Below are 25,397 nucleotides of genomic sequence, written 5' to 3'. Positions count from 1 at the left end.
AATACCTTGCCAAGGAACGCTTGATCTCATGTTGCCGCTACCGCTGCGCCTTTCCCCGCTTGCCGCTGCCCTTTGGCTGGCCTCCCCCGCCAGCCACGCCGTTGAACTGCAGCCACAGGTTATTACTGCCAATCCGCTGGGCAACGCTCAACTTGCCGCGCCAAGTACAGTGCTCGAAGGCGACGCGTTGCTGCACCAGCAGCACGCCAGCCTCGGTGAAACCCTCAACAAGCAGCCCGGGGTCGCCTCAACCTGGTTTGGCCCGGGCGCCAGCCGCCCGGTGATCCGCGGACTGGACGGTGATCGCATTCGTATCCTGCGCAATGGCGTCGGCGCGCTGGATGCTTCGTCGCTGTCGTATGACCATGCGGTGCCACTGGACCCGGTCACCGTCGAGCGGGTTGAAATCGTCCGCGGCCCAGCGGCGCTGCTGTATGGCGGCAATGCCATCGGCGGCGTGGTCAACACCTTCGACAACCGCATCCCCGATGCTCCGATCGACGGCATTCACGGTGCGGGTGAGCTGCGCTACGGCGGCGCCGACACCACCCGCAGCAGCGCCGGCAAGCTCGAAGCCGGTGACGGCAACTTCGCCTTGCACCTGGATGCCAACAGCCGCCAGTTCAATGACCTGCGCATTCCTGGCTATGCGCGCAGCGGCAAGGTCCGCGACAGTGCCGAGCCGGGCAGCAAACACCGCCTGGAGAACAGCGACGGTCGCCAGGATGGCGGCGCTCTTGGCGGCGCCTATCACTGGGAGCACGGTTACAGCGGGTTCTCCTACAGCCGTTACGACAGCAACTACGGCTCGGTTGCCGAGCCCGGCGTGCGCCTGGATATGCAGCAGGACCACTACGGTTTCGCCTCTGAACTGCGCGATCTCGACGGCCCGTTCAGCTCGGTCAAGGTCGACGCTGGCTACACCGATTACCAGCACCGCGAGATCGAAAGCGGCGATGTGCACACCACCTTCAAGAACAAGGGCTACGAGGCGCGCATCGAGGCCAGGCATCAACCGCTGGGGCCAGTGGAAGGGGTGATCGGCGCGCAGGTCAGCCGCAATCAGTTCTCCGCGTTGGGTGAAGAAGCCTTCGTGCCCTACACCGACACCGACAGCCTCGCGCTATTTCTGCTTGAGCAATGGCAGGCCGGCGAGCGCCTGAACCTGAGCTTCGGTGCCCGCCTGGAACACACCCGGGTAGACCCGGATGCCAAGGGCAACGAAGACTTCGCGGCAGCTGACAGCACCAGCACCTTCAATGCCGTGAGCCTGTCTTCAGGCGCGGTGTATCAGCTTGATCCGATCTGGTCGCTGGCGGCCAACCTCGGCTACACCGAGCGCGCGCCGACCTTCTATGAGCTGTATGCCAATGGTGCGCACGTGGCGACCGGCGCCTATGAAGTGGGTGATGCCAGCCTGAACAAGGAAAAGGCGATCGCCGCCGACCTGGCCCTGCGCTTTGACAATGGCACGCACAAGGGCAGTGTCGGCGTGTTCTATAGCCACTTTCGCAATTACATTGGCCTGATCGGCAGCGGCAATCTGCGTGAGGGGCATCATCATGATGGCGATGATGATCACGATCACGATCATGACCATGACCATGACCATGACCACGGTGATATTCCCGAATACCTGTACCAAGGTGTGCGTGCGCGCTTCTATGGCATCGAGGCGCAGGATCGCTGGCAGTTGCTGGAAAACCGCTACGGCAGCTTTGCCCTGGAACTGTCAGGCGATTACACCCGCGCCAACAACCTCGACACGGGTGAGCCGCTGCCACGGATTGCGCCGCTACGCCTCAACAGCGGCCTGCTCTGGTCACTGGACCGCTGGCAGGCGCGGGTTGATGTGCAACATGCAGCCTCGCAGCAGCGTAAGCCGTCCAACGAGACCAGCACTGAAGGCTACACCACCTTGGGCGCAAGCGTCGGCTACCGTTTCGATATCGGCCAGAGCGAGTGGCTGGCGTTTGTTCGCGGTGAGAACCTGACCAATCAGACGGTGCGCTACGCCAGTTCAATCTTGCGCGACATTGCCCCAGCGCCTGGGCGTAGTGTCGAGGTTGGCCTGCGTACAAGCTTCTGAGTAACCGCACTGGGGGCCGTTATGGCTGGCTCGATTGAGCTGGCCATGGTGACCACAGCCATAGCGCTACGCCCATTGTTGCTGCAGGAGTAACAATCAAGTGCGACATTTTGTCTTTTTTAATTACCCCTTCCGCTATATCCTGCCGCCGCACTGAATCGCTTCAGCCCATATTCCCACAGCCATACGCCATCGAAGAGCGTGCTTTTCGATGCACTTGGGTATTTTTCGTCAATCCAAAGATAGCGCTATCTCATGTTCCAGCTACCCCGTAGTCGTTATGCCGCCTTAGGCCTGTCCACACTCCTCTGTGGCGTTACGCCCGCCACGCTTGCCGGTGAAATGTTCGCCAGTGACTCGCCGTGGATGCTTGGCGACTGGAACGGCAGCCGCAGTGACCTGCGCGAGCGCGGCTACGACTTCACCCTCGGCTACACGGGTGAAATGGGCAGCAACCTGCATGGCGGCTACGACCATGACCGCAGCGCGCGCTACAGCGACCAGTTCACCTTTGGCAGCCACCTTGACCTGCAGAAGATCCTCGGCTGGAACGCCACCGAGGTGCAGTTGACCGTGACCGAGCGCCACGGCCAGAACATCAGCAATGACCGCATCAACGACCCGCGCGTAGGTGGTTTTACCTCCGCCCAGGAAGTCTGGGGTCGCGGCCAGACCTGGCGCCTGACTCAGCTGTGGATCAAGCAAAAGTACTTCGATGGCGTCCTCGACGTGAAATTTGGCCGCTTCGGCGAAGGCGAAGACTTCAACAGCTTCCCCTGCGACTTCCAGAACCTGGCGTTCTGCGGCTCGCAGGTCGGCAATTGGGTTGGCGGCATCTGGTACAACTGGCCGGTCAGCCAATGGGCCCTGCGCGTGCGTTACAACCTGAGCGCTACGCTGTACGCCCAGGTCGGCGTGTTCGAGCAGAACCCTTCCAACCTCGAGTCGGGCAATGGCTTCAAGCTCAGCGGCAGCGGTACCCAGGGCGCGGTAATGCCGATCGAACTGGTCTGGAGCCCACAGGTCAATGGACTTGCAGGGGAGTATCGCGCCGGCTACTACTACAGTAATGCCAAGGCTCAGGACGTACTGCGCGACAGCAGTGGCCAACCCGCCGCCATCAGCGGCGCGGCCTTCCGCAGCCGCTCGAGCAAACACGGTTTCTGGCTCGGCGCGCAGCAGCAGGTGACCTCGCAGGCGTCCGACCAGTCACGCGGCCTGAGCTTGTTTGCCAATGCCACATTGCACGACAAGGAGACCAATGCCATCGACAACTACGTTCAGGCAGGTGTGCTGTACAAGGGGCCATTCGATGCCCGGGCCAAGGACGACATCGGTTTCGCCCTCGCCCGCGTGCACGTCAACCCCGGCTACCGCAAGAACGCCCGCCTGGCCAATCAGGCGGCCGGGACCAGTGATTACGACAACCCAGGCTACCTGCCTGTGCAAGACACCGAATACAGCGCCGAGCTCTACTACGGCGTGCACCTGGCCGACTGGCTCACCGTGCGTCCCAACCTGCAGTACATCCGCCATCCAGGCGGAGTATCGGCAGTCGACGACGCACTGATCGCCGGCCTGAAGATTCAAAGCAGTTTCTGACCTCAACTTTCACGGAGTACCTTTGATGAGCACTGACGGTGCCAAAACCGGAACCCGCTGGCTACCGCGCCTGCTAGGCGTGCTGCTGTTGCTGATGGGCCTGGCCCTGCTGGCCGGCGGTATCAAGCTCAGTCAGCTGGGCGGATCGCTTTACTACCTGCTGGCCGGCATCGGCTTTGCCGTCAGCGGCATCCTGCTGTTGGCCAAACGGCAGATCGCCCTTGGTGTCTACGGCGTGGTGCTGCTGGCCAGCACCGCCTGGGCGCTGTGGGAAGTTGGCCTGGACTGGTGGCAACTGGTGCCGCGCCTGGCCATCTGGTTCGCCCTTGGCGTAGTCCTGCTGCTGCCGTGGGCACGCCGCCCGCTGCTTGGCCCGGCCTCCCGAGTCAACACCGCGCTGCTCAGCGTTGCAGTAGTTGCCGCCGGCGCCACCGCTCTGGCCAGCCAATTCACTCACCCGGGCGAGATCCGCGGCGAGTTCAACCGCGACAGCAGCGAAATGGCCAGCACCGCCCCGGCCATGCCTGACGGCGACTGGCAGGCGTATGGCCGTACCGAGCACGGCGACCGCTACTCGCCGCTGCGCCAGATCACCGCGCAGAATGCATACCGCCTGGAAGAAGCCTGGCGCATCCGCACCGGCGACCTGCCCACTGAAAACGACCCGGTCGAGCTGACCAACCAGAACACGCCGCTGAAAGTCAACGGCATGCTCTACGCCTGTACTGCGCACAGCAAGCTGCTGGCGCTGGACCCGGACACCGGCGCCGAAATCTGGCGCTTCGACCCGCAAGTAAAGAGCCCGGTGGGCACCTTCAAGGGCTTCGCCCACATGACCTGCCGGGGTGCGTCCTACTATGACGAGAACCGCTACGTCAGCCGTGACGGCAGCCCGGCGCCGAAAATTTCCGATGCTGGCCAGGTCGTTGCCCAGGCATGCCCCCGCCGCCTGTACCTGCCGACCGCCGATGCGCGCCTGATCGCCATCAACGCCGACACCGGCAAGGTCTGCGAAGGCTTCGCCAACCAAGGCGTCATCGATCTGACTACCGGCATTGGCCCGTTCACCGCAGGTGGTTACTACTCGACGTCGCCTGCAGCGATTACCCGCGATCTGGTGATCATCGGCGGCCATGTCACCGATAACGAGTCGACCAACGAACCGTCCGGAGTGATTCGCGCCTATGACGTGCACGATGGTCATCTGGTATGGAACTGGGACAGCAACAACCCGGATGACACCAAGCCACTGGCACCTGGCAAGACCTACAGCCGCAACTCGGCCAACATGTGGTCGATCGCCAGCGTCGATGAAGACCTGGGCATGATCTACCTGCCACTGGGCAACCAGACCCCTGACCAGTGGGGCGCGGATCGCACCCCAGGCGCCGAGAAGTACAGCGCCGGTATCGTTGCCCTGGACCTGGCCACCGGCAAGGCCCGCTGGAACTACCAGTTCACTCACCACGACCTGTGGGACATGGACGTCGGCAGCCAGCCGACCCTGATGCACCTGAAGACCGATGACGGCATCAAGCCAGCGGTGATCGTGCCAACCAAGCAGGGCAGCCTGTATGTACTTGACCGTCGCGACGGCACGCCGATTGTGCCGATCCGCGAGATCCCGGTGCCGCAGGGCGCGGTCAAGGGTGACCACACCGCCCCGACCCAGGCCCGCTCCGACCTCAACCTGCTGGGCCCGGACCTGACCGAACAGGCCATGTGGGGCGCCACCCCGTTTGACCAGATGCTCTGCCGCATCCAGTTCCGTGAACTACGCTACGAAGGCCAATACACCCCGCCGTCGGAACAGGGCAGCCTGATCTACCCCGGCAACGTCGGTGTGTTCAACTGGGGCAGCGTGTCGATCGACCCGGTGCGCCAATTGATGTTCACCTCGCCCAACTACATGGCCTTCGTGTCGAAGATGGTGCCGCGCGAGCAAGTCGCTGCCGACAGCAAGCGCGAAAGTGAAACCAGCGGCGTGCAGCCTAACAGCGGTGCTCCGTACGCCGTAATCATGCACCCCTTCATGTCGCCACTGGGCGTGCCGTGCCAGGCACCGGCCTGGGGTTATGTAGCCGCCATCGACCTGTTCACCAACAAGGTGGTGTGGAAACACAAGAACGGCACCACCCGTGACAGCACGCCGATCCCGATCGGTATGCCGGTCGGTGTGCCGAGCATGGGCGGTTCGATGGTCACTGCGGGCGGTGTCGGCTTCCTCAGCGGCACCCTCGACCAGTACCTGCGTGCCTATGACGTGCACAACGGCGCCGAACTGTGGAAGGCGCGCCTGCCAGCAGGTGGCCAGGCCACACCGATGACCTACACCGGCAAGGACGGCAAGCAGTATGTGCTGGTCACCGCCGGCGGCCACGGCTCGCTGGGCACCAAGATGGGCGATTACATCATCGCTTACAAACTGGCCGACTAATCCTCGCGCCAGTGCATCACCTGCATAAGAAGCGGAACCTGTACGGTTCCGCTTTTTTTTGGCCCCTTATAAATAGCGCACTAACGTCTTCATCTACGCTGGCTTGAAACCCATTGGCCTTTACCCCATCTAAGCACCATAGTCATTAACTCAGGTGCCTCATGAGCGACCAGCAGGATCATTCGGAACAGCCCGACGAACACAGCGAAATCGAACACCTCGAAGGCGCCGCAATCCCTGGCCATGCCCTTGCCCTGCCCGGCCAACAGCTGCCAGACAAGGTCTACGTCATCCCGATTCACAACCGCCCATTCTTCCCGGCCCAGGTGCTGCCGGTGATCGTCAACGAAGAGCCGTGGGCAGAAACCCTCGACCTGGTGGCCAAGACCGATCACCACTCGCTGGCGCTGTTCTTCATGGATACGCCGCCCGAAGATCACCGTCACTTCGACACTTCGGCGTTGCCCGAGTACGGCACCCTGGTCAAGGTCCACCACGCCAGCCGCGAGAACGGCAAGCTGCAGTTCGTTGCCCAGGGCCTGACCCGGGTGCGCATCCGTACCTGGCTCAAACACCATCGCCCACCGTATCTGGTCGAAGTCGAGTACCCGCGTCAGTCGACCGAGCCGACCGATGAGGTCAAGGCGTACGGCATGGCCTTGATCAACGCGATCAAGGAGTTGCTGCCGCTCAACCCGTTGTACAGCGAAGAGCTAAAGAACTATCTCAACCGCTTCAGCCCCAACGACCCGTCACCGCTGACCGACTTTGCTGCGGCACTGACCTCGGCCACCGGCAAGCAGCTGCAGGAAGTGCTCGACTGCGTGCCCATGCTCAAACGCATGGAAAAAGTCTTGCCGATGCTGCGCAAGGAAGTCGAAGTCGCCCACCTGCAGAACGAGATCTCGGCAGAGGTCAACCGGCAGATCGGCGAGCATCAGCGCGAGTTCTTCCTCAAGGAGCAGCTCAAGGTCATCCAGCAGGAACTTGGCCTGACCAAGGACGACCGCAGCGCCGACCTTGAGCAGTTCAAGCAGCGCCTGGAGGGCAAGACCCTGCCAGCCGCCGCGAAAAAACGCCTTGATGAAGAGCTGGGCAAGCTGGCGATTCTGGAAACCGGCTCGCCGGAATACGCCGTCACCCGCAACTATCTGGAATGGGCCAGCGCCCTGCCCTGGGGCGTTTACGGCAAAGACAAGCTCGACCTCAAGCATGCACGCAAGGTGCTCGATCAGCATCACGCCGGGCTGGATGACATCAAAGACCGGATTCTCGAGTTCCTCGCCGTCGGTGCCTGGAAAGGCGAGATCAGCGGCTCGATCGTGCTGCTGGTCGGCCCGCCGGGCGTGGGCAAGACCAGCATCGGCAAGTCCATCGCCGAATCGCTCGGCCGGCCGTTCTACCGCTTCAGTGTCGGCGGCATGCGCGACGAAGCCGAGATCAAGGGCCACCGCCGTACTTACATCGGCGCCCAGCCGGGCAAACTGGTGCAGGCGCTGAAAGACGTTGAGGTGATGAACCCGGTGATCATGCTCGACGAGATCGACAAGATGGGCCAGAGCTACCAGGGCGACCCGGCTTCGGCCTTGCTGGAAACCCTCGACCCTGAGCAGAACGTCGACTTTCTCGACCACTACCTTGACCTGCGCCTGGACCTGTCCAAGGTGCTGTTCGTATGTACCGCCAATACCCTGGACTCGATCCCCGGACCGCTGCTCGACCGCATGGAAGTGATCCGCCTGTCTGGCTACATCACCGAAGAAAAACTGGCCATCGCCAAGCGCCATCTGTGGCCCAAGCAGCTGGAAAAAGCCGGGGTGGCCAAGACCAGCCTGAGTATCAGCGACTCCGCGCTGCGCCTGGTAATCGATGGCTATGCCCGCGAAGCGGGTGTGCGCCAATTGGAAAAGCAATTGGGCAAGCTGGTGCGCAAGGCGGTCATGAAGCTGCTTGAAGACCCGCAGGCCAAACTCAAGATAGGCCCCAAGGATCTTGAAGCGGCACTGGGTATGCCGGTGTTCCGCAGCGAACAGGTGCTGGCTGGCAAAGGTGTAATAACCGGCCTGGCCTGGACCAGTATGGGCGGCGCCACGCTGCCGATCGAAGCCACCCGCATTCATGCCCTCAATCGAGGTTTCAAGCTGACCGGCAAGCTTGGCGACGTGATGAAGGAGTCTGCGGAGATCGCCTATAGCTACGTCAGCGCCAACCTCAAGCAATTTGGCGGCGACCCGACCTACTTCAACGAGGCGTTCATCCACCTGCACGTGCCTGAGGGAGCAACGCCCAAGGACGGCCCAAGCGCCGGGGTAACCATGGCCAGTGCGCTGCTGTCGCTGGCCCGCGATCAGGTGCCGAAAAAAGGCGTAGCCATGACCGGCGAGCTGACCCTGACCGGGCAAGTGCTACCGATTGGTGGTGTGCGCGAAAAAGTCATAGCGGCCAAGCGCCAGAAGATTCTCGAGCTGATTCTGCCTGAAGCCAACCGAGGCGACTTTGAAGAGCTGCCGGAGTATCTGCGTGAGGGCCTGACCGTGCACTTTGCCAAGCGCTTTGCCGACGTGGCCAAAGTGCTGTTCTGAAACGTTGCCGTGGAAATCAGCGGAGCCGCTCTGGCTCCGCTGTGGACGGGCTTACAGCGTGGATCGCTTCGGTTATCCTCAGGGCTCCGAATCGCCCTTGGAGCACCCATGATTGCCATCCGCCTGTTGCTTCCCTTGAGCCTTGCCCTGCTTGCCGCCTGCAGCCATCAGCCGCAACACGGCATCGAGCTTAATTCCGAAGGCGAATGCCCACAGCGCGTGCAGGTTGGCCAGCGCTTGACCGTGACGCTGCCAAGCAACCCCACCACCGGCTATCGCTGGATACTCAAGGATTCCGCCGCAGCAGTCCTGCAAGCTCGTGGCCCTGAGGTCTACAGTACGCCTGAACAAAATGGCATGGTTGGCACTGCTGGGGAATCCACCTGGCGCTTCCAGGCATCTGCCATCGGCGAGGGTACTCTGTTGCTGGTATATCAACAGCCCTGGGCGCCAGAAGTGGTTCCGGTACAGACCTTCGAGTGCAAGGTGATCGTGCGCTAAATACACCGTGAATCTCATCTGCCTTCAAGCAAGGGGACTGAGCTCTGGCACAGAGCAAGGGGGTTTCGGGAAACACCCGACAATACGGTGCAGGGGCCGTGCTGACAGTCGCCACAACGCCTGCAACCAAGCAGTACCTTTCGCCCCCGGTTGACGGATATGCGCCTGGCCAGCGCAGGGCAATTCGTGCTGCGGGGACGACCGTTCGCGCCTGGGCCATATGCAGCGAGGCCTGGCTTGGCTAGAATGTCGCCCCTGTTTTTTTCACCCGAGCACACCGTGAGCACAGACCCTGACCGCCTCTTTGCCCGGCCCCTGGACCAGGTGCCTGACTTCGCCTTCAACGAGGACGTAGTGCGGGTGTTCCCGGACATGATCAAGCGCTCGGTACCGGGTTACCCGACCATCGTCGAAAACCTCGGCGTGCTAGCCGCACGCTTTGCTCAGGCAGATACCACGCTGTACGACCTGGGCGCATCGCTGGGTGCGGTTACCCAGGCACTGCGCCGCCATGTGCGCAGCGACGGCTGCCGAGTGATTGCGGTGGACAACTCGGCGGCGATGGTCGAGCGCTGCCGTCAGTACCTCACTGCCCAGGACTCGATGTTCCAGGAGTTGCTGCCGGTGCAGGTCATGGAAGCCGATATCCTCAGCCTGCAGTTCGAGCCGGCTTCGGTAGTGGCACTGAACTTCACCCTGCAATTCGTCGCCCCCGGCCAGCGCCTGGAGCTGCTGACGCGGATCCGCCAGGCCTTGCTGCCTGGAGGCGCGCTGATCCTCTCGGAAAAACTGCACTTCGCCGATGATCAGGAGCAGGCGCTGCTCAACGATCTGCACTTGGATTTCAAACGCGCCAACGGCTACAGCGAGCTGGAAATTGCCCAGAAGCGCAGCGCCATTGAACATGTGATGAAACCCGACACGCTCGAAACCCACCAGGCCCGCCTGCGTGCCGCCGGGTTCTCCAAGGTAGTGCCGTGGTTCCAATGCCTTAACTTCGCCTCGTTGATAGCCCTGCCATGATCGATTTGTCTCCCCTGGTCCGCCGTCTGGCGGGCACCCCCCTGGCTACCTGGTCACAAGGCCTGCAAGCCCAACTGGCCAGCAAGATGGAAAAAGGACACGGTGACCTTGAGCGCTGGCATGGCGCCCTCGAGGCGCTGCCTGAGCTGGTGCCGAGTGAAGTTGACCTGGTCAATGGCCTAAGTCTGCATAGCCCCTGCGATGAGGCGACGCGCGCTCAGCTGCAGCAGGCCTTGATGGGCCTGTCGCCTTGGCGCAAGGGCCCGTTCGAGTTGTTTGGGGTACATGTCGACACCGAATGGCATTCAGATTGGAAGTGGGCGCGGGTCAGCCCGCACCTGGACCTGACCGGCAAGCGTGTGCTGGATGTCGGCTGCGGCAATGGCTACTACCAATGGCGCATGCTCGGCGCCGGCGCTGACATGGTGATCGGAGTCGACCCCAACTGGCTGTTCTTCTGCCAGTTCCAGGCGGTGCACAAGTACCTGCCCGAGCTGCCGGCTTGGCACCTGCCATTCGCCCTTGAGGAACTACCGGCCAACCTCGAAGGCTTCGACACGGTGTTTTCGATGGGTGTGTTCTACCACCGTCGTTCGCCCATTGAGCACTTGCTGGCGCTCAAGGACTGCCTGGTAAAAGGCGGTGAGCTGGTGCTGGAAACTCTGGTCATCGAAGGCGACGAGAATCAAGTGTTGGTTCCCGAAGACCGCTATGCGCAGATGCGCAATGTCTGGTTCTTGCCTTCGGTACCGGCACTGGAGCGCCTGCTGCGGCGCGCCGGCTTCAGTGACGTGCGCTGCGTCGACGTCAGTGTCACCAGTGTCGAGGAGCAGCGCAGCACCGAGTGGATGCGCTACCAGTCTCTGAGCGACTTTCTCGACCCGCAGGACCACAGCCGCACCATCGAAGGCCTGCCCGCCCCGCGTCGGGCGACGATCCTGGCGCGCAAGTAAACCCGGCCGCACCCATCCTGTCTGCTCAGCGCGTAGTCTGGCTAACCGCCAGATGACGCGCTGATTACAAATCCGTTATCCACGCCGATCCACCCCAGGCTTGGCGTACTATCGCGCGCTTGACCTTGATCCAGCTTCAGGGTCGACAATCCCTCTCCCGAATTCTGCCTGAGCCCAAGCATGCGCCTACTGATCATTGAGGACGAACTGCGGACTGCCGATTACCTTCAGCAGGGGCTGCGCGAAAACGGCTATGTCGTGGATTGCGCACACACTGGCATCGACGGCCTGCACATGGCCCGCCAGCAGGCCTATGACCTGGTCATTCTGGACGTCAACCTGCCGGAACTGGACGGCTGGGCCGTACTGCAACGGCTACGCGCCGAGTCGGCCACGCGAATCATGATGCTCACCGCTCACGGTCGCCTGTCTGACCGGGTCAAGGGCCTGGATCTGGGCGCGGATGACTACCTGCTCAAGCCATTCGAATTTCCCGAATTGCTGGCGCGGATCCGCAGCCTGTTGCGGCGCAACGATCAGCAGGTGCAGCCGAGCACACTGCGCGTCGCCGACCTGGAGCTGGACCCTGGCCGCCACCGGGCCTGGCGTGGCAGCACACGTATCGACCTCACTGCCAAGGAGTTCTCGCTGCTGCACCTGCTGATGCGCCAGAGCGGCGAGGTGCTGTCACGCACGCAGATCATCTCGCTGGTGTGGGACATGAACTTCGATTGCGACACCAACGTTGTCGAGGTGTCGATCCGGCGCTTGCGGGCCAAGATCGACGACCCCTTCGAAGACAAACTGATCCACACCCTGCGCGGTGTTGGCTACGTGCTCGAGGCGCGCCGTTGAAACCCGCCAGCCTGTCTCTGCGGCTTGGTCTGAGCGTCACTCTAATGGGCGCCGCGCTGGTGCTGCTGCTGGCATGCCTGGCGGTGTTTGCCCTTGATCACGAACTGGACAGCCGCGCGCGCAAGGACCTCGCGCGCAAGATGCTGCAGGTAGAACACAACCTGCGGGTCGACCTGCGTAGCGCTGACCTGGCCAGCCGCGCCCACCCACTGCTCGACCTGGTCATGGGCCATGACAACCTAAGCCTCAGCGTGATTGCTCTGAATGGCCGCCATGCCCCCCTGCTCAGCCTGGGCCCGGCGCTGGAGTCACAGCGCCTGCGCGAGCTGCAGTGGAGCGACGGCCAGACCTTTCAGGAATGGAAGGACAGCAGCGGAGCGCAATTTCTCAGCGTGACGCAGGCGATGCGGCTGCGCGATGACACCCCGGTGCGGGTAATGATGACCCTCGATCGCGCCGACGATCACGACCTGTTGCACGCCTACCTGCGCTCGACCCTGCTGGCCTTGCCGTTGTTACTGCTGCTGATTGGCGCCTGTGCCTGGAAGCTGGTGCAGCGCAGCCTGAAGCCACTGCGGCGCTTTCGCCGGATCGCCGGCCAGGTATCGGCGCAGGCGCTCGACCATCGACTGCCCTCCAGCGGCCTGCCGCAGGAACTGGCCGACCTCGCCCGCTCGATCAATGTGATGCTGGATCGGCTCGATCAGGGTGTGCGCCAGTTGTCGCAGTTTTCCGACGACCTCGCGCATGAGCTACGCACGCCGCTGAGCAACCTGATGGGCAAGGCCCAGGTGACCCTCGCCCGCCCACGCGACAGCGGCGATTATCGCGAGGTGCTGGCAGACAGCATCGAAGAACTGACTCGGCTCAACCGCATCATCAACGACATGTTGTTTCTCGCGCAGGTAAGCCAGCCCCAGGCCCAGGTCGAACTCAAGCCGCTGGCGCTGGCCGACGAAGTCGCGCGGGTCAGCGAGCTGTTTGCCATCAGCGCTGAAGTGAAGGATATCGAGATCAGGCGTCACGGCTGGGCCACCGCGCTGGGTGATCGGTTGATGTGCCAGCGGGCCTTGTCCAACCTGCTCAGCAATGCGCTACGGCACAGCCCCGAGGGCAGCGTGGTGAGCATTGGCATCGGCCGGTATGCGCAGCAGGCCTGGGTATGGGTTGAGAACCACGGGCCGGGGATCAGCGACGAGCACCTGCCGCACCTGTTCGAGCGGTTCTATCGAGCCGACAGCGGTCGCTCGCGCCTGGATGGCGGTACTGGCCTGGGCCTGGCGATCGTGCAGTCGATCATGCAACTGCACGGCAGCCAGGTCGAAGTCAGCAGCCAGGCGCAGGGGCCAACCCGGTTTACCTTGTTTTTTCGTGCCGAGTGACGCCGATCAGCGCGAGGCCTGCAGGATCAACGCTTTCATTTCAGCCACGGCGGCCTTGAAGCCGACAAACAGCGCATGCGCCACCAGCGCGTGACCGATGTTCAGCTCGTTGATGCCCTTGATCGCTGCGACCGCCTCGACGTTGTGGTAATGCAGGCCGTGGCCCGCGTTGACGATCAGGCCCTGGCCGACGCCAAACGCGACGCCGTCGGCGATGCGCTTGAGCTCATCGGCCACCTCGGTTGGGGTCAGCGCATCAGCATAGCGACCGGTGTGCAGCTCGATGGCCGGCGCGCCGACCCGTCGCGAAGCTTCGATCTGGCGCTCGTCGGCATCGATGAACAACGACACTTCAGCGCCGGTGCGGGCCAGGCGCTCGACGGCCGCCTTGATCCGCGCTTCCTGACCGGCCACATCGAGGCCGCCTTCGGTGGTCAGTTCCTGACGGGTTTCCGGGACCAGACAGATGTGCGCCGGGCGAATCTGCTCAGCGAACAGCATCATCTCTTCGGTAACGCCCATCTCGAAGTTCATCCGCGTCTGCAGCACGTCCTTGAGCAACAGCACATCGCGCTCCTGGATATGCCGGCGGTCTTCACGCAGGTGTACGGTAATGCCGTCGGCGCCCGCTTCTTCGGCGTCCAGCGCGGCCTTGACCGGATCTGGATAGCGGGTGCCGCGGGCCTGGCGCAAGGTCGCCACGTGGTCGATGTTGACGCCAAGAAGCATGCGGTTGCTATGAGTCACGAAAGGCTCTCCTGAAGATGTAGCCGCACAGCATACGACGTGCTCAGCGCTTGCGAAACAACTCCCGACTCACCAGCGGCTTTGGCCCCAGGTGGACGGCCAGGGCCTGGCGCATCAGTCGCTTGGCTGCCAGCAATGCGCCAGGCGCTTCCCACTCGGCGTGGGCCAGTGCGAGCAGTTCATCGCCCTTGAACAACCCGGGCTGGAACAGCTCCACCCGCTCAAGCCCGGCGTCGACCTGCAGGCGGTACAGACCACTGGCAGCGATAGGCTCGGCGTTGACGTCGCGATCCAGGGCAAAGGCGTAACCGAGCTGCTCCAGCAGGCGCCATTCAAAGGCCCGCAGCAACGGCTCCAATGGCCGGCCCTGGCCCAACGCCTGCAGGGTCAGGGCATAGTGCTCGAACAGCGCTGGGTATGGCGCCTCGGCCGGCAGCAGGCGCATCAGCAGTTCATTCAGGTACAAGCCGCTGAACAGTGCATCACCATTGAGCCAGGCGGCAATGCCGGCGCTGTCGAGGCGGTTGACGTTCTTCAGCTCGCCGCGCCCACGCAGCTCGACTTCCAATGGCACGAACGAGCGCACCAGGCTGCCACCCTTGCCCCGCGCCCGGCGCAGCACCGCCCGCACGCGACCTTGCGGCGTGAAAAAGTCCACCAGCGCGCTGGTCTCGCGGTACGCACGGCTGTGCAGCACGTACGCCGGCTGACCTTGAGGTTGTTCCATGGGGAAGGCCCGGATGCAGAACGGCCCGGAACAATCCGGGCCGTTGAGGGAGTGTTACAGGTCGCCGTAGCCCAGCGAGCGCAGGGCGCGCTCATCATCGGACCAACCGCCTTTGACCTTGACCCAAAGGTTGAGCATGACCTTGGCGTCGAACAGCGTTTCCATGTCCTTGCGCGCATCGGAGCCGATGCGCTTGATACGCTCGCCTTTGTCACCAATGATGATCTTCTTCTGACCATCACGCTCAACCAGGATCAGGGCATGGATGTGCAGCACATGGCCTTGCTGCTTGAACTCTTCAATCTCGACAGTGATCTGGTACGGCAGCTCGGCACCCAGTTGGCGCATGATCTTCTCGCGGACCAGTTCGGCGGCGAGGAAGCGGCTGCTGCGGTCGGTGATCTGGTCTTCCGGGAAGAAGTGATCGTTCTCCGGCAGCTGCTTGGCGATCAGTGCTTCCAGCGCTTCGAGGTTGTGCCCCTGTTGGGCAGAGATCGGCACGACTTCGGCGTTCGGCAGTTGCTCCTGCAGCCATTTCAGGTGCGGGATCAATTCGGCCTTCTCGTCCATCCGGTCGGTCTTGTTGACCGCGATGATCAGCGGGCCGGTAACGTACTGGACACGCTCGAGCACCAGTTGATCCTCGTCGGTCCAGCGGGTACGGTCAACCACGAAGATCACCACGTCGACGTCCTTGAGGGCGGCCGAAGCGGTGCGGTTCATGTAACGGTTGAGCGCCTTGTCGTTGGCCTTGTGCATGCCTGGCGTATCGACGTAGATCGCCTGCACGTCACCCTCGGTCTTGATCCCGAGCATGTTGTGGCGGGTGGTCTGCGGCTTGCGCGAGGTGATCGCCAGCTTTTGCCCGAGGATATGGTTGAGCAAGGTCGACTTGCCAACGTTGGGGCGACCGACAATGGCTACGTAGCCGCAACGGGTTGGGTTGTTCTCAGTCATTACCATTCTCCACGCCCAGGGCGATCAGTGCAGCGGCGGCGGCGACTTGCTCGGCAATACGCCGGCTTACGCCCTGGCCACGGCTCTTGTTGTTCAGCAGGACCACTTCGCATTCGACGAAGAAGGTCCGGCAATGAGGTTCGCCCTGGATATCGACCACTTCATAACGCGGCAAATCGCAACCACGCGACTGCAGAAACTCCTGCAGGCGGGTTTTCGGGTCTTTGTTGGTGTCGACCAGTGTCAGGCTCTCGAACTCATCGGTCAGCCAGGCCAGAATGCGCTCGCGCGCGGTCTGCATGTCGGCATCCAGATAAATGGCGCCAATCAGCGCCTCGAGGGCATCGGCGAGGATCGATTCGCGGCGAAAACCACCGCTTTTCAGCTCACCCGAACCCAGTCGGAGGAATTCGCCCAGGTCGAATCCACGCGCCAGCCGCGCCAGAGTTTCACCCTTGACCAGGCGTGCGCGCAGGCGCGACAGCTGGCCTTCGCGGGCCTGCGGGAAGCGCTCGAACAGCGCCTCCCCGGCGACGAAATTGAGGATGGCGTCGCCAAGAAACTCCAGGCGCTCGTTATTGCGCCCGGCATAACTGCGATGGGTCAGGGCCAGCAACATCTGATCCTGATCCTTGAAGGTATAGCCGAGCTTGCGCTCCAGGCGTGCAAGGGAAGCACTCATGCGGCCACCCGTTTGTTGTTCAACGCGTTGTTCAAATCAACATCCTGAAAAGACGGTGTGGCTGTGAATCGCTGCCAGTTGGTAGCGCCCCCGTGTTTCAAGACGCTCTCGACCTTGAGTACACAGCCTATGTCAGAAAAGCATTCGGCGCTGTCTGCAGACAGCGCCGATGGGTATCAATGGATCAGGCCGACCCGCGACAGGTTAGGCAGGTGGCTGAGCTTGGGCTCTGGCCAGCTCATCCAGACTGCAAACGCCTTGCCGACGATATTGCGGTCCGGAACCATGCCATGCAGTTCCTTGGGAATATTTGGATCATCCCAGAAACGGCTGTCGTTGGAGTTGTCGCGGTTGTCGCCCATCATGAAGTAATGGCCGGCGGGTACCGTCCATTGCTGGTCAGGCGGCATGCGGTAGCGGCTCATTTCCTTGCGGATCATGTGCTCGGCCGCGCCCAATTGCTCCTTGTACAGCTCAGCGCTGCCCAAGGTGCCTGGCTCGGTACCGACCAACTGCTCGGCAACCTGCTTGCCATTGACGAACAAGCGCTTGTCGCTGGTGTAGCCGATCTGGTCGCCCGGTAGGCCGACCACACGCTTGATGTAGTTGACGTTGGGGTCGCTCGGATAGCGGAACACCATCACGTCGCCCCGCTGCGGCTGACCGATCTCGATGACCTTCTTGTCGATCACCGGCAGGCGAATGCCGTAGGAGAACTTGTTCACCAGGATGAAGTCGCCCACTTCCAGCGTCGGTTTCATCGACCCGGAAGGAATCTGGAACGGCTCTACCAGGAACGACCGCAGCACCAGCACGATGAACAGCACAGGGAAGAACGACTTGCCGTACTCAACCAGCAACGGCTCCTTGTTCAGCTTCTCGACCACGGCCATTTCTGGCTGGCTGACGCTGCCCTGATAGGTGGCAATCGCCGCCCGCCGGCGCGGAGCCAGGAACAGCACATCGATCAGAGCCAACAAGCCACAGACGGCAACGGCGATGACGAGCAACAGCGGGAAATTTAGCGACATAGGACCTAGCTATCCAACCTGAGCACGGCGAGGAAGGCTTCTTGTGGAATTTCCACGTTACCGACCTGTTTCATGCGTTTCTTACCGGCTTTCTGCTTTTCGAGCAGTTTGCGTTTACGGCTGACGTCGCCGCCATAACACTTGGCCAGTACGTTCTTTCTGAGCGCCTTGACAGTGGTCCGGGCGACGATCTGCCCGCCGATGGCGGCCTGGATCGCGACGTCGAACATCTGCCGAGGAATCAGTTCTTTCATTTTCTCGGTCAGCGCGCGCCCTTTGTAGTGGGCGTTGTCGCGGTGCACGATCAGCGCCAGCGCATCAACCTTGTCGCCGTTGATCAACACGTCCAGCTTGACCAGGTTGGCCGACTGGTAACGATCGAAATGGTAGTCCAGCGACGCGTAACCGCGGCTGGTCGACTTCAAACGGTCGAAGAAGTCCAGTACCACCTCATTCATTGGCAAATCGTAGCTTACCTGCACCTGAGTACCGAGGAACTGCATGTCACGCTGCACACCGCGCTTCTCGATGCACAGGGTAATGACGTTACCCAGGTGTTCTTGCGGCACCAGGATATTGGCGCGCACGATTGGCTCACGGAAGTCTTCGACTGCTGATACATCCGGCAGTTTCGACGGGTTGTCGACGTGAATGGTTTCACCGGTCTTGAGCTTGATCTCGAAGATCACGCTCGGCGCCGTGGTGATCAGGTCCAGGTCATATTCGCGCTCGAGGCGCTCCTGGATGATCTCCATGTGCAGCATGCCGAGGAAGCCGCAACGGAAGCCAAAGCCCAGTGCATCCGAGCTTTCAGGCGCGTACTGCAGCGACGAATCGTTCAGGGTCAGCTTTTGCAGCGCATCGCGGAAGTCTTCGAAGTCATCTGAAGACACGGGGAACAGGCCAGCGTAGACCTGTGGCTGAATACGTTTGAAGCCTGGCAGCACTTCCACCTCGGGGGTGGAGCTCAAGGTCAGGGTGTCGCCGACCGGCGCGCCGAGAATTTCCTTGATGCTGGCAATGATGAAGCCCACTTCGCCTGCTTTGAGATCGGCGGTCTGGGTGTGCTTTGGCGTGAACACGCCGACGCTGTCGACCAGGTGAACCTTGCCGGTCGACTTGACCAGAATCTTGTCGCCCTTTTTCACGCGGCCGTGGCGCACGCGAACCAGGGACACGACGCCCAGGTAGTTATCGAACCAGGAGTCGATGATCAGCGCTTGCAGCGGTGCATCGATGTCACCGGTTGGCGCCGGGATCTGCTGCACAAGGCGCTCGAGCACCTCGTCCACGCCCATGCCGCTCTTGGCGCTGCAGGCAACGGCGTCGGCCGCATCGATACCGATGATCTTCTCGATTTCGTCCTTGACGCGGTCCGGATCGGCCTGGGGCAGGTCCATCTTGTTCAGTACCGGCATGACCTCAAGGCCCTGCTCGATAGCGGTGTAGCAGTTGGCCACGGACTGGGCTTCGACGCCCTGGCCAGCATCGACCACCAACAACGCGCCTTCACAGGCGGCCAGCGACCGGCTGACTTCATAGGTGAAGTCTACGTGGCCGGGAGTGTCGATGAAGTTCAGCTGGTAGGTCTTGCCGTCCTGCGCCTTGTAATGCAGCGTGACGCTATGGGCTTTGATGGTGATGCCGCGCTCGCGCTCCAGATCCATCGAATCGAGCACCTGGGCTTCCATTTCGCGCGCCGAGAGGCCACCGCACATCTGAATGAAACGGTCGGCCAGCGTCGACTTGCCGTGGTCGATGTGGGCGATGATGGAGAAATTGCGGATATGACTCAAATCACTCACGGGTCACTACTCGAAATGGCTGCGAGCCGGACGCCCGCCGAAAAATAGCCGGGAATTGTACCTTAAGCCGCAGCCTTGTGGGAGATTCCTGATCGGCTGCAATCCCGCGTGGCTTGGCAGGCCGCCATGAAATTTTCATCCGTTTACAAAAAAGGGCAGCCGAAGCTGCCCTGTATTGCGCTGCCGCTATGCTTATTCAGCCAGTTTGAAGGTGATGAAGCTGGCGCGCCCTTGGCGCAGCACCCGCATCGACACCGAGCGATTCTTCGGCAGGTCCTTGGCGATCTCGGTGAACTCTTTGGCCGAGCCAATGGCCTGGTTGTTGAGGTGGCTGATGACGTCACCCGGACGCAGACCGATCAACGCCGCCGGACCATCCAGCACTTCCTTGATGACCACGCCACCCTTGAGTTCGAGGGCTTTTTTCTGCTCGGCGGTCAGGTCCGAAACCGCTACACCGAGGCGGTTGCTGCTGCGCTCGGCACTGCCCTGGCCAGCTGTGGTGATACCGGCATCTTCATCAGGCAAAGCGCCGACAGTAACGTCGAGGTTCTGCCGCTTGCCGTTGCGGATGATCTCAAGCTTGGCCTTGGCGCCATCCTTGAGGCTGCCGACCAGGTGCGGCAGGTCGGCTGACATGATGATCGGCTGGCCATTCATGCTGAGGATGACATCACCGACCTGCAAACCGCCTTTGGCCGCTGGACCGTCTTCCAGCACCTGAGCTACCAGGGCGCCGGCAGGCTTGTCCAGACCGAACGACTCGGCCAGGTCCTTGTTGACCTCCTGGATTACCACACCCAACCAACCGCGATTGACCTTGCCGTCTTTCTTGAGCTGATTGGAGACATCCAACGCCACGTCGATCGGGATCGCGAACGACAGGCCCATGAAGCCGCCGGAGCGGGTGAATATCTGCGAGTTGATGCCGACCACTTCGCCTTTCATGTTGAACAGCGGGCCGCCGGAGTTACCCGGGTTGATTGCCACGTCGGTCTGGATGAACGGAACGTAGGTGTCGTTGGGCAGGGTCCGGCCTTTGGCGCTGACGATGCCTTTGGTTACCGAGTGATCAAAGCCGAACGGCGAGCCGATAGCCAGTACCCATTCGCCGACTTTGAGCTTCTCCGAATCGCCCAGCTTGACGATCGGCAGATCCTTGCCTTCAACCTTGAGCAAAGCGACGTCGGTGCGCGGGTCGGTGCCGACCAGCTTGGCCTGCAGTTCGCTGCGGTCGGACAGGCGCACGATGATCTCGTCAGCGTCTGCGACCACATGGTTGTTGGTCAGCACATAACCATCGCTGGAAATGATGAAGCCCGAACCCAGCGATTGCGCTTCACGCTGGCGATCGCCGCGCGGCGAACGCGGCTGCTGCGGCATGTTGCGCTCGAAGAATTCACGGAACATCGGCGGCAGGCCTTCCAGATCAGGCATCTGCCCGGCAGCAATGCGCCGATCAGGCAGCTTCTGCTTGGTACTGATGTTCACCACTGCCGGCGAAGCCTGCTCGACCAGCGTGGTGAAGTCCGGCAGCGCTTCTTCAGCCTGGGCCGTCAGCACCTGGCCGAGCATCAGCACGGCGGCGAACATGGAGAGATAGGGTTTCAAGCGTGGTATTGACATACGGCTCCCGTCACAACGAGCGTAAATTGCATTAAGACCCCTGCAAATGCAGGAAAGGCCAGACCCCAAGGACTCTGACCTATAGAAAATTTACGAAGGGATTGCAAATGACATTGCGTTAATTTCATTTCAGCCGATTACGTGAAGGGCTGCAAACGCAGGCGCGCTGCTACTGGCTGGCCTGGGCATCCTGAGCACGCATTGACAATGCAACGCGCTCGGCAGTACCCAACGGGATCTCGCCAACCACCGTGACGATGACCTTGCCCTTGGGAGTATTGAGGTAGCGCGAGACAGCCACGGTCGGGCCGAGCTGCACGCGGGTATCGTTACCTGAATCATCCTTGACCGGCTCCAGAAATACCGAAAAACGAGTCAGCCCGTCGTCATACATCAGACTGCTGACCGTGGTCTTGCGCAAAACATCACTGCGTACCGAGCTGTTGACCAACTCGAAACCGGGCGGCAACCAATCGGAGCGCCAACCGCCTACTGCCGGCAACGGCGAAGCTGCAACTGCATGCTCTACAGGCTTGCACGCATCACTTGGGCGCATCGCTTGCTCGGTTGGCAGTGTAGTGTCCAGGCGGGTCATCTGGAAACGCTCCAGCAACTGACCCTTGTCGTTGAGCATCAACGAGCGCAGGGGCAATGCGGTCTGGCGGTCCAGATGCAATTCGAAGGCGTAGCGATGCTGGTCACGGGGGGTCAGGGTGATAATCACCGCATCGCGCCCGGCAACCCGCGACTTGCCGGCAACGCTCAAGTCGTACCAGCTCATCAGCTTGAGGGGGTCCAGCACCCGCGGGGCAGAGCTGGGCGGCGTCGAAACGCCACTCACCAGATCGCCACTGACGCACTGCACCTGACCGTCCACGCGGACGATCTCCTGAGCCGTACCATCGAGCTGCAACAGCCGCTCGCTGACCGATCCATTGGCAACGCGGTGCCAGATGTCATGGGAAGAGAAGCTGCCGTTGCGTTCGTAAACGAACGAACCCTGGTAGCTCTGGGATTGCTCAGCTCGTGCCAGCTTGTTCAGCCACTCATTCGCCTGAGGCGAAGAGTTGGCTGCCAACGCTGGCACCATCATGCAACTGCCTACCAGCAGTGACAGAAGAGGTAGCGCGCGCATGATGCTCCTTAACTAGCGGTTTTCCAGGCTAGCGGCGCGGGCGTATGGCAGTGCTGTTTCAGTGCCCTTGAGCGCTGATTCCTGAGCGTGCTGCTTCAAGTAGCCCGGCAGACGCTTGTCCCAGCCTTCCTGGCTCTGCAAGACACCATTGGCCATCGGCCCGGTGGCCTGCTCGCTGCTCTCGCTGTAGCCAGCCAGAACTGCCGGACCTTGCGTTTGCGGCATGGTCAGACCTTGCTGGGCAGGCTGTTGCGCAGCCAATTCGCTACCGGTGATCTCGTCCTGGTTATACAGACGCACGCCGGCCAGTACTGCAACGGTTACCGAGGCAGCTACGGCCAGACGGCCGATACTACGCCAAGGGCCTTGCTTGACCTTGGCTGGCACAACCTCATCGGCCAATGCAGCAGAAACCGCCGCAGCGATGTCCAGCTTGGGCAGCAGCAGTTCCTTGTGCATGGCTGCACGGGCAACCTGATAACGCGACCAGGTAGCACGGGTGTCGGCGTCATCAGTGGCGCTCAAAACACGACGCAGCTCCAATTCATCCGCTTCGTTGTCCATTACGGCGGACAGCGATTCCTGCAAAGCTTCACGACTCATGGCGGTTCCTCTCTTGGCTGTAGCCGCTGTCTCAGGATTCCTGCAGCAACGGCTGCAAGGCTTTATCAATGGCCTCCCGAGCGCGGAAAATCCTTGAGCGCACGGTCCCCACCGGACATTGCATGACGCTCGCAATGTCCTCGTAACTCAGACCATCAAATTCGCGCAAAGTTAGTGCCGTGCGCAGATCTTCTGGCAGTTGCTGGATGGTCCGATGGACGGTACCTTCGATCTCATCCCGCAACAACGAGCGTTCTGGGGACTCGAGATCCTTGAGACCATGATCGCCGTCATAGAACTCCGCATCCTCGGAGCTCACATCACTGTCGGGTGGCCTTCTACCGCGGGACACCAGATAGTTTTTCGCCGTGTTGATGGCGATGCGGTACAGCCAGGTATAAAACGCGCTGTCACCGCGGAAATTGCCTAGCGCCCGGTAGGCCTTGATGAAGGCTTCCTGCGCCACATCCTGGGCTTCATGGGTGTCGTGTACAAAGCGCACGATCAACCCGAGAATCTTGTGCTGATACTTCAGCACCAACAGATCGAACGCTCGCCTGTCGCCGCGCTGCACGCGCTCGACAAGCTGCTGATCCTCTTCCTGGGTTAGCATGAATACTCCTCAGTGAACTTGAAGGAGCATTGCAACAGCCACCGTTCAGGCTTGCAAACATAGACTCGGGCTTTGCGCAAAAGTTCTCCCCTCCAAGCAAGTTTCCTGCGGCCTCTGGTCGGCTCGCACGAAAAAGACGCAGTACGGTCACGGCCGGCCGCGTCATTGATCTGGTCTTGATTTACGCAGGTATCAGCCCATTTCGAGCTACTGCCCTGCGTCGCCTTGGCATTCGTGGCGTATGGGCAGCCTTCATAGGATTTCCAGCCAGACTGGAAAGTTCCCGGAAGATCGCCGTTGCGTGACAAGCGCCATTGGAAATCAGGCACCCGGGGCTGCTATAAAGGCATCCCGGCAACGTTTTCACGATAGTTTCACAATGCCATCTGCGCATCGCTATTGTGCCGTTCCCCTCCCCTAGATTACTAGTGCCCCGACATGAGCAAACAATTCCAATACGATGTCCTGGTGATCGGCAGTGGGGCCGCAGGCCTCAGCCTGGCACTGAACCTTCCGGATCACCTGCGCATCGCTGTGCTGAGCAAGGGTGACCTGGCCAATGGCTCGACCTTTTGGGCCCAGGGCGGCGTTGCCGCCGTGCTTGACGACACCGACACTGTGCAGTCGCATGTCGAGGACACCCTCAATGCCGGCGGTGGACTGTGCTCGGAAGAAGCGGTGCGGTTTACCGTTGAGCACAGCCGCGAAGCGATTGAGTGGCTGATCGAACAAGGCGTGCCATTTACTCGCGACGAACACCCACCGGGTGATGACCGCAGCTTCGAATTTCACCTGACCCGCGAAGGCGGCCACAGCCACCGGCGCATCATCCATGCGGCCGACGCTACCGGTGCGGCGATCTTTACCACCCTGCTGCAGCGCGCCCGGCAACGGTCCAACATCACCCTGCTGGAGCAGCGCGTCGCCGTCGACCTGATCACCGAGCGCCGCCTCGGTCTGGACGGCGAGCGCTGCCTCGGCGCCTACGTACTGGACCGCAACAGCGGCGAGGTGGATACCTTTGGCGCGCGCTTCACCGTGCTGGCGACCGGCGGTGCAGCCAAGGTCTACCTCTATACCAGCAACCCCGACGGCGCCTGCGGCGATGGCATTGCCATGGCCTGGCGCGCGGGCTGCCGGGTCGCCAACCTTGAATTCAATCAGTTTCACCCGACCTGCCTGTACCACCCGCAGGCCAAGAGCTTCCTGGTCACCGAGGCGCTGCGCGGCGAGGGCGCCCTGCTCCGCCTGCCCAATGGCGAGCGCTTCATGCCGCGCTTCGACCCACGCGAAGAACTGGCACCACGGGATATCGTCGCGCGCGCTATCGACCACGAAATGAAGCGCCTGGGTGTGGACTGCGTTTACTTGGACATCACCCACAAGCCAGCCGAGTTCATCAAAAGCCATTTCCCGACCGTGTACGAGCGCTGTCTGACCTTCGGCATCGACATCACGCGCCAGCCGATTCCGGTGGTCCCGGCTGCGCACTACACCTGCGGCGGGGTGATGGTCGACGATCGCGGTCACACCGACGTGCCCGGCTTGTATGCCATTGGCGAGACCAGCTTCACTGGCTTGCACGGCGCCAACCGGATGGCCAGCAACTCGCTGCTGGAGTGCTTTGTTTATGGCCGCTCGGCGGCTGCCGACATAGAAGCGAGCCTGGACCGGGTCGAAATGCCGCAGGCTCTGCCTTGCTGGGATGCCAGCCAGGTTACCGATTCGGACGAAGACGTGATCATTGCGCACAACTGGGACGAACTGCGGCGCTTCATGTGGGACTACGTCGGCATCGTGCGCACCAGCAAGCGCCTGCAACGGGCTGAGCACCGTGTACGCCTGCTGCTGGATGAGATCGACGAGTTCTACAGCAATTACAAGGTCAGCCGCGATTTGATCGAGCTGCGCAATCTGGCCCAGGTCGCCGAATTGATGATTCGCTCGGCGATGCAGCGCAAGGAAAGCCGCGGCCTGCACTACACCCTGGACTATCCGGCGATGCTGCCCGAAGCGCGCGATACCATTCTCAGCCCGCTCTGAGCGG

General features: G+C 61.6%; 20 protein-coding genes. 10 read left to right on the top strand and 10 right to left on the bottom strand.

Annotation, left to right across the window (positions count from 1 at the left end; all coding sequences use genetic code 11):
• Window positions 1–28: 28 nt before the first annotated feature.
• From FW789_RS19945 to FW789_RS19905, 9 genes are all read left to right on the top strand, one after another.
• Window positions 29–2,089 carry a TonB-dependent receptor gene (locus FW789_RS19945; protein WP_446431933.1) on the top strand — a complete coding sequence of 687 codons (2,061 nt, stop codon included), beginning with the start codon at window positions 29–31 and terminating at the stop codon, window positions 2,087–2,089.
• 255 nt (window positions 2,090–2,344) lie between these two features.
• Window positions 2,345–3,691 carry a carbohydrate porin gene (locus FW789_RS19940; RefSeq protein ID WP_446431932.1) on the top strand — a complete coding sequence of 449 codons (1,347 nt, stop codon included), beginning with the start codon at window positions 2,345–2,347 and terminating at the stop codon, window positions 3,689–3,691.
• Between the two features lie 25 nt (window positions 3,692–3,716).
• Entirely contained in the window at window positions 3,717–6,128 is a 2,412-nt protein-coding gene (locus tag FW789_RS19935; protein ID WP_186700784.1) for a glucose/quinate/shikimate family membrane-bound PQQ-dependent dehydrogenase, read from the top strand.
• A 161-nt stretch (window positions 6,129–6,289) separates the two neighbouring features.
• Window positions 6,290–8,710, top strand: a complete 2,421-nt coding sequence (gene lon / locus FW789_RS19930) for an endopeptidase La (RefSeq protein ID WP_103438383.1) — start codon at window positions 6,290–6,292, stop codon at window positions 8,708–8,710.
• Window positions 8,711–8,818: 108 nt separating this feature from the next.
• Complete coding sequence (locus FW789_RS19925) at window positions 8,819–9,211, top strand: protease inhibitor I42 family protein (RefSeq protein ID WP_411564364.1); 393 nt, start codon at window positions 8,819–8,821, stop codon at window positions 9,209–9,211.
• A 279-nt stretch (window positions 9,212–9,490) separates the two neighbouring features.
• Window positions 9,491–10,234 carry a carboxy-S-adenosyl-L-methionine synthase CmoA gene (cmoA, locus tag FW789_RS19920; RefSeq protein WP_411564363.1) on the top strand — a complete coding sequence of 248 codons (744 nt, stop codon included), beginning with the start codon at window positions 9,491–9,493 and terminating at the stop codon, window positions 10,232–10,234.
• Window positions 10,231–11,187 carry a tRNA 5-methoxyuridine(34)/uridine 5-oxyacetic acid(34) synthase CmoB gene (gene cmoB / locus FW789_RS19915; protein ID WP_340612180.1) on the top strand — a complete coding sequence of 319 codons (957 nt, stop codon included), beginning with the start codon at window positions 10,231–10,233 and terminating at the stop codon, window positions 11,185–11,187. Before cmoA ends, cmoB begins: the two co-directional genes overlap by 4 nt.
• A 180-nt stretch (window positions 11,188–11,367) precedes the next feature.
• A complete protein-coding gene (locus FW789_RS19910; RefSeq protein ID WP_101321878.1) occupies window positions 11,368–12,042 on the top strand; it encodes a heavy metal response regulator transcription factor in 675 nt (224 codons plus the stop codon).
• Window positions 12,039–13,424, top strand: a complete 1,386-nt coding sequence (locus FW789_RS19905; RefSeq protein WP_103438386.1) for a heavy metal sensor histidine kinase — start codon at window positions 12,039–12,041, stop codon at window positions 13,422–13,424. The genes FW789_RS19910 and FW789_RS19905 overlap by 4 nt, the downstream gene beginning before the upstream one ends.
• Window positions 13,425–13,430: 6 nt before the next feature.
• On the opposite strand, the gene pdxJ is transcribed toward FW789_RS19905, so the two are convergent.
• From pdxJ to rpoE, 10 genes are all read right to left on the bottom strand, one after another.
• Entirely contained in the window at window positions 13,431–14,153 is a 723-nt protein-coding gene (gene pdxJ / locus FW789_RS19900; protein WP_219855757.1) for a pyridoxine 5'-phosphate synthase, read from the bottom strand.
• Window positions 14,154–14,214: 61 nt separating this feature from the next.
• Entirely contained in the window at window positions 14,215–14,898 is a 684-nt protein-coding gene (gene recO / locus FW789_RS19895; RefSeq protein ID WP_103438387.1) for a DNA repair protein RecO, read from the bottom strand.
• A gap of 54 nt (window positions 14,899–14,952) precedes the next feature.
• Entirely contained in the window at window positions 14,953–15,855 is a 903-nt protein-coding gene (era, locus tag FW789_RS19890; protein ID WP_101321882.1) for a GTPase Era, read from the bottom strand.
• Window positions 15,848–16,537 (bottom strand): ribonuclease III, encoded by a 690-nt coding sequence (rnc, locus tag FW789_RS19885; protein WP_103438388.1) that lies wholly within the window; start codon window positions 16,535–16,537, stop codon window positions 15,848–15,850. The genes era and rnc overlap by 8 nt, the downstream gene beginning before the upstream one ends.
• Window positions 16,538–16,713: 176 nt before the next feature.
• Window positions 16,714–17,568 (bottom strand): signal peptidase I, encoded by an 855-nt coding sequence (gene lepB, locus FW789_RS19880; RefSeq protein ID WP_340612177.1) that lies wholly within the window; start codon window positions 17,566–17,568, stop codon window positions 16,714–16,716.
• Window positions 17,569–17,573: 5 nt separating this feature from the next.
• Window positions 17,574–19,373 carry a translation elongation factor 4 gene (gene lepA / locus FW789_RS19875; protein WP_103438390.1) on the bottom strand — a complete coding sequence of 600 codons (1,800 nt, stop codon included), beginning with the start codon at window positions 19,371–19,373 and terminating at the stop codon, window positions 17,574–17,576.
• Window positions 19,374–19,565: 192 nt separating this feature from the next.
• Window positions 19,566–20,966, bottom strand: coding sequence for a DegQ family serine endoprotease (locus FW789_RS19870; protein ID WP_371411620.1), 1,401 nt, complete (start codon window positions 20,964–20,966; stop codon window positions 19,566–19,568).
• A gap of 202 nt (window positions 20,967–21,168) precedes the next feature.
• Window positions 21,169–22,134 carry a MucB/RseB C-terminal domain-containing protein gene (locus tag FW789_RS19865; protein WP_207073242.1) on the bottom strand — a complete coding sequence of 322 codons (966 nt, stop codon included), beginning with the start codon at window positions 22,132–22,134 and terminating at the stop codon, window positions 21,169–21,171.
• A 12-nt stretch (window positions 22,135–22,146) separates the two neighbouring features.
• On the bottom strand, window positions 22,147–22,737 hold the full coding sequence (locus FW789_RS19860; RefSeq protein WP_103438393.1) for an RseA family anti-sigma factor: 591 nt from the start codon (window positions 22,735–22,737) through the stop codon (window positions 22,147–22,149).
• Between the two features lie 31 nt (window positions 22,738–22,768).
• Window positions 22,769–23,350: an RNA polymerase sigma factor RpoE gene (gene rpoE / locus FW789_RS19855; RefSeq protein ID WP_011535354.1), complete on the bottom strand. Its 582-nt coding sequence runs from the start codon at window positions 23,348–23,350 to the stop codon at window positions 22,769–22,771.
• A gap of 438 nt (window positions 23,351–23,788) precedes the next feature.
• Here rpoE and nadB point away from each other — a divergent pair, with 438 nt between their 5' ends.
• Window positions 23,789–25,393, top strand: a complete 1,605-nt coding sequence (gene nadB, locus FW789_RS19850) for an L-aspartate oxidase (RefSeq protein WP_150570586.1) — start codon at window positions 23,789–23,791, stop codon at window positions 25,391–25,393.
• The last annotated feature ends 4 nt before the right edge of the window (window positions 25,394–25,397 follow it).

This window comes from Pseudomonas sp. 1121_17 (assembly GCF_052850745.1).
Note: the sequence above shows the minus strand (reverse complement) of the source record. Positions and strands in the feature narration are given on the sequence as shown.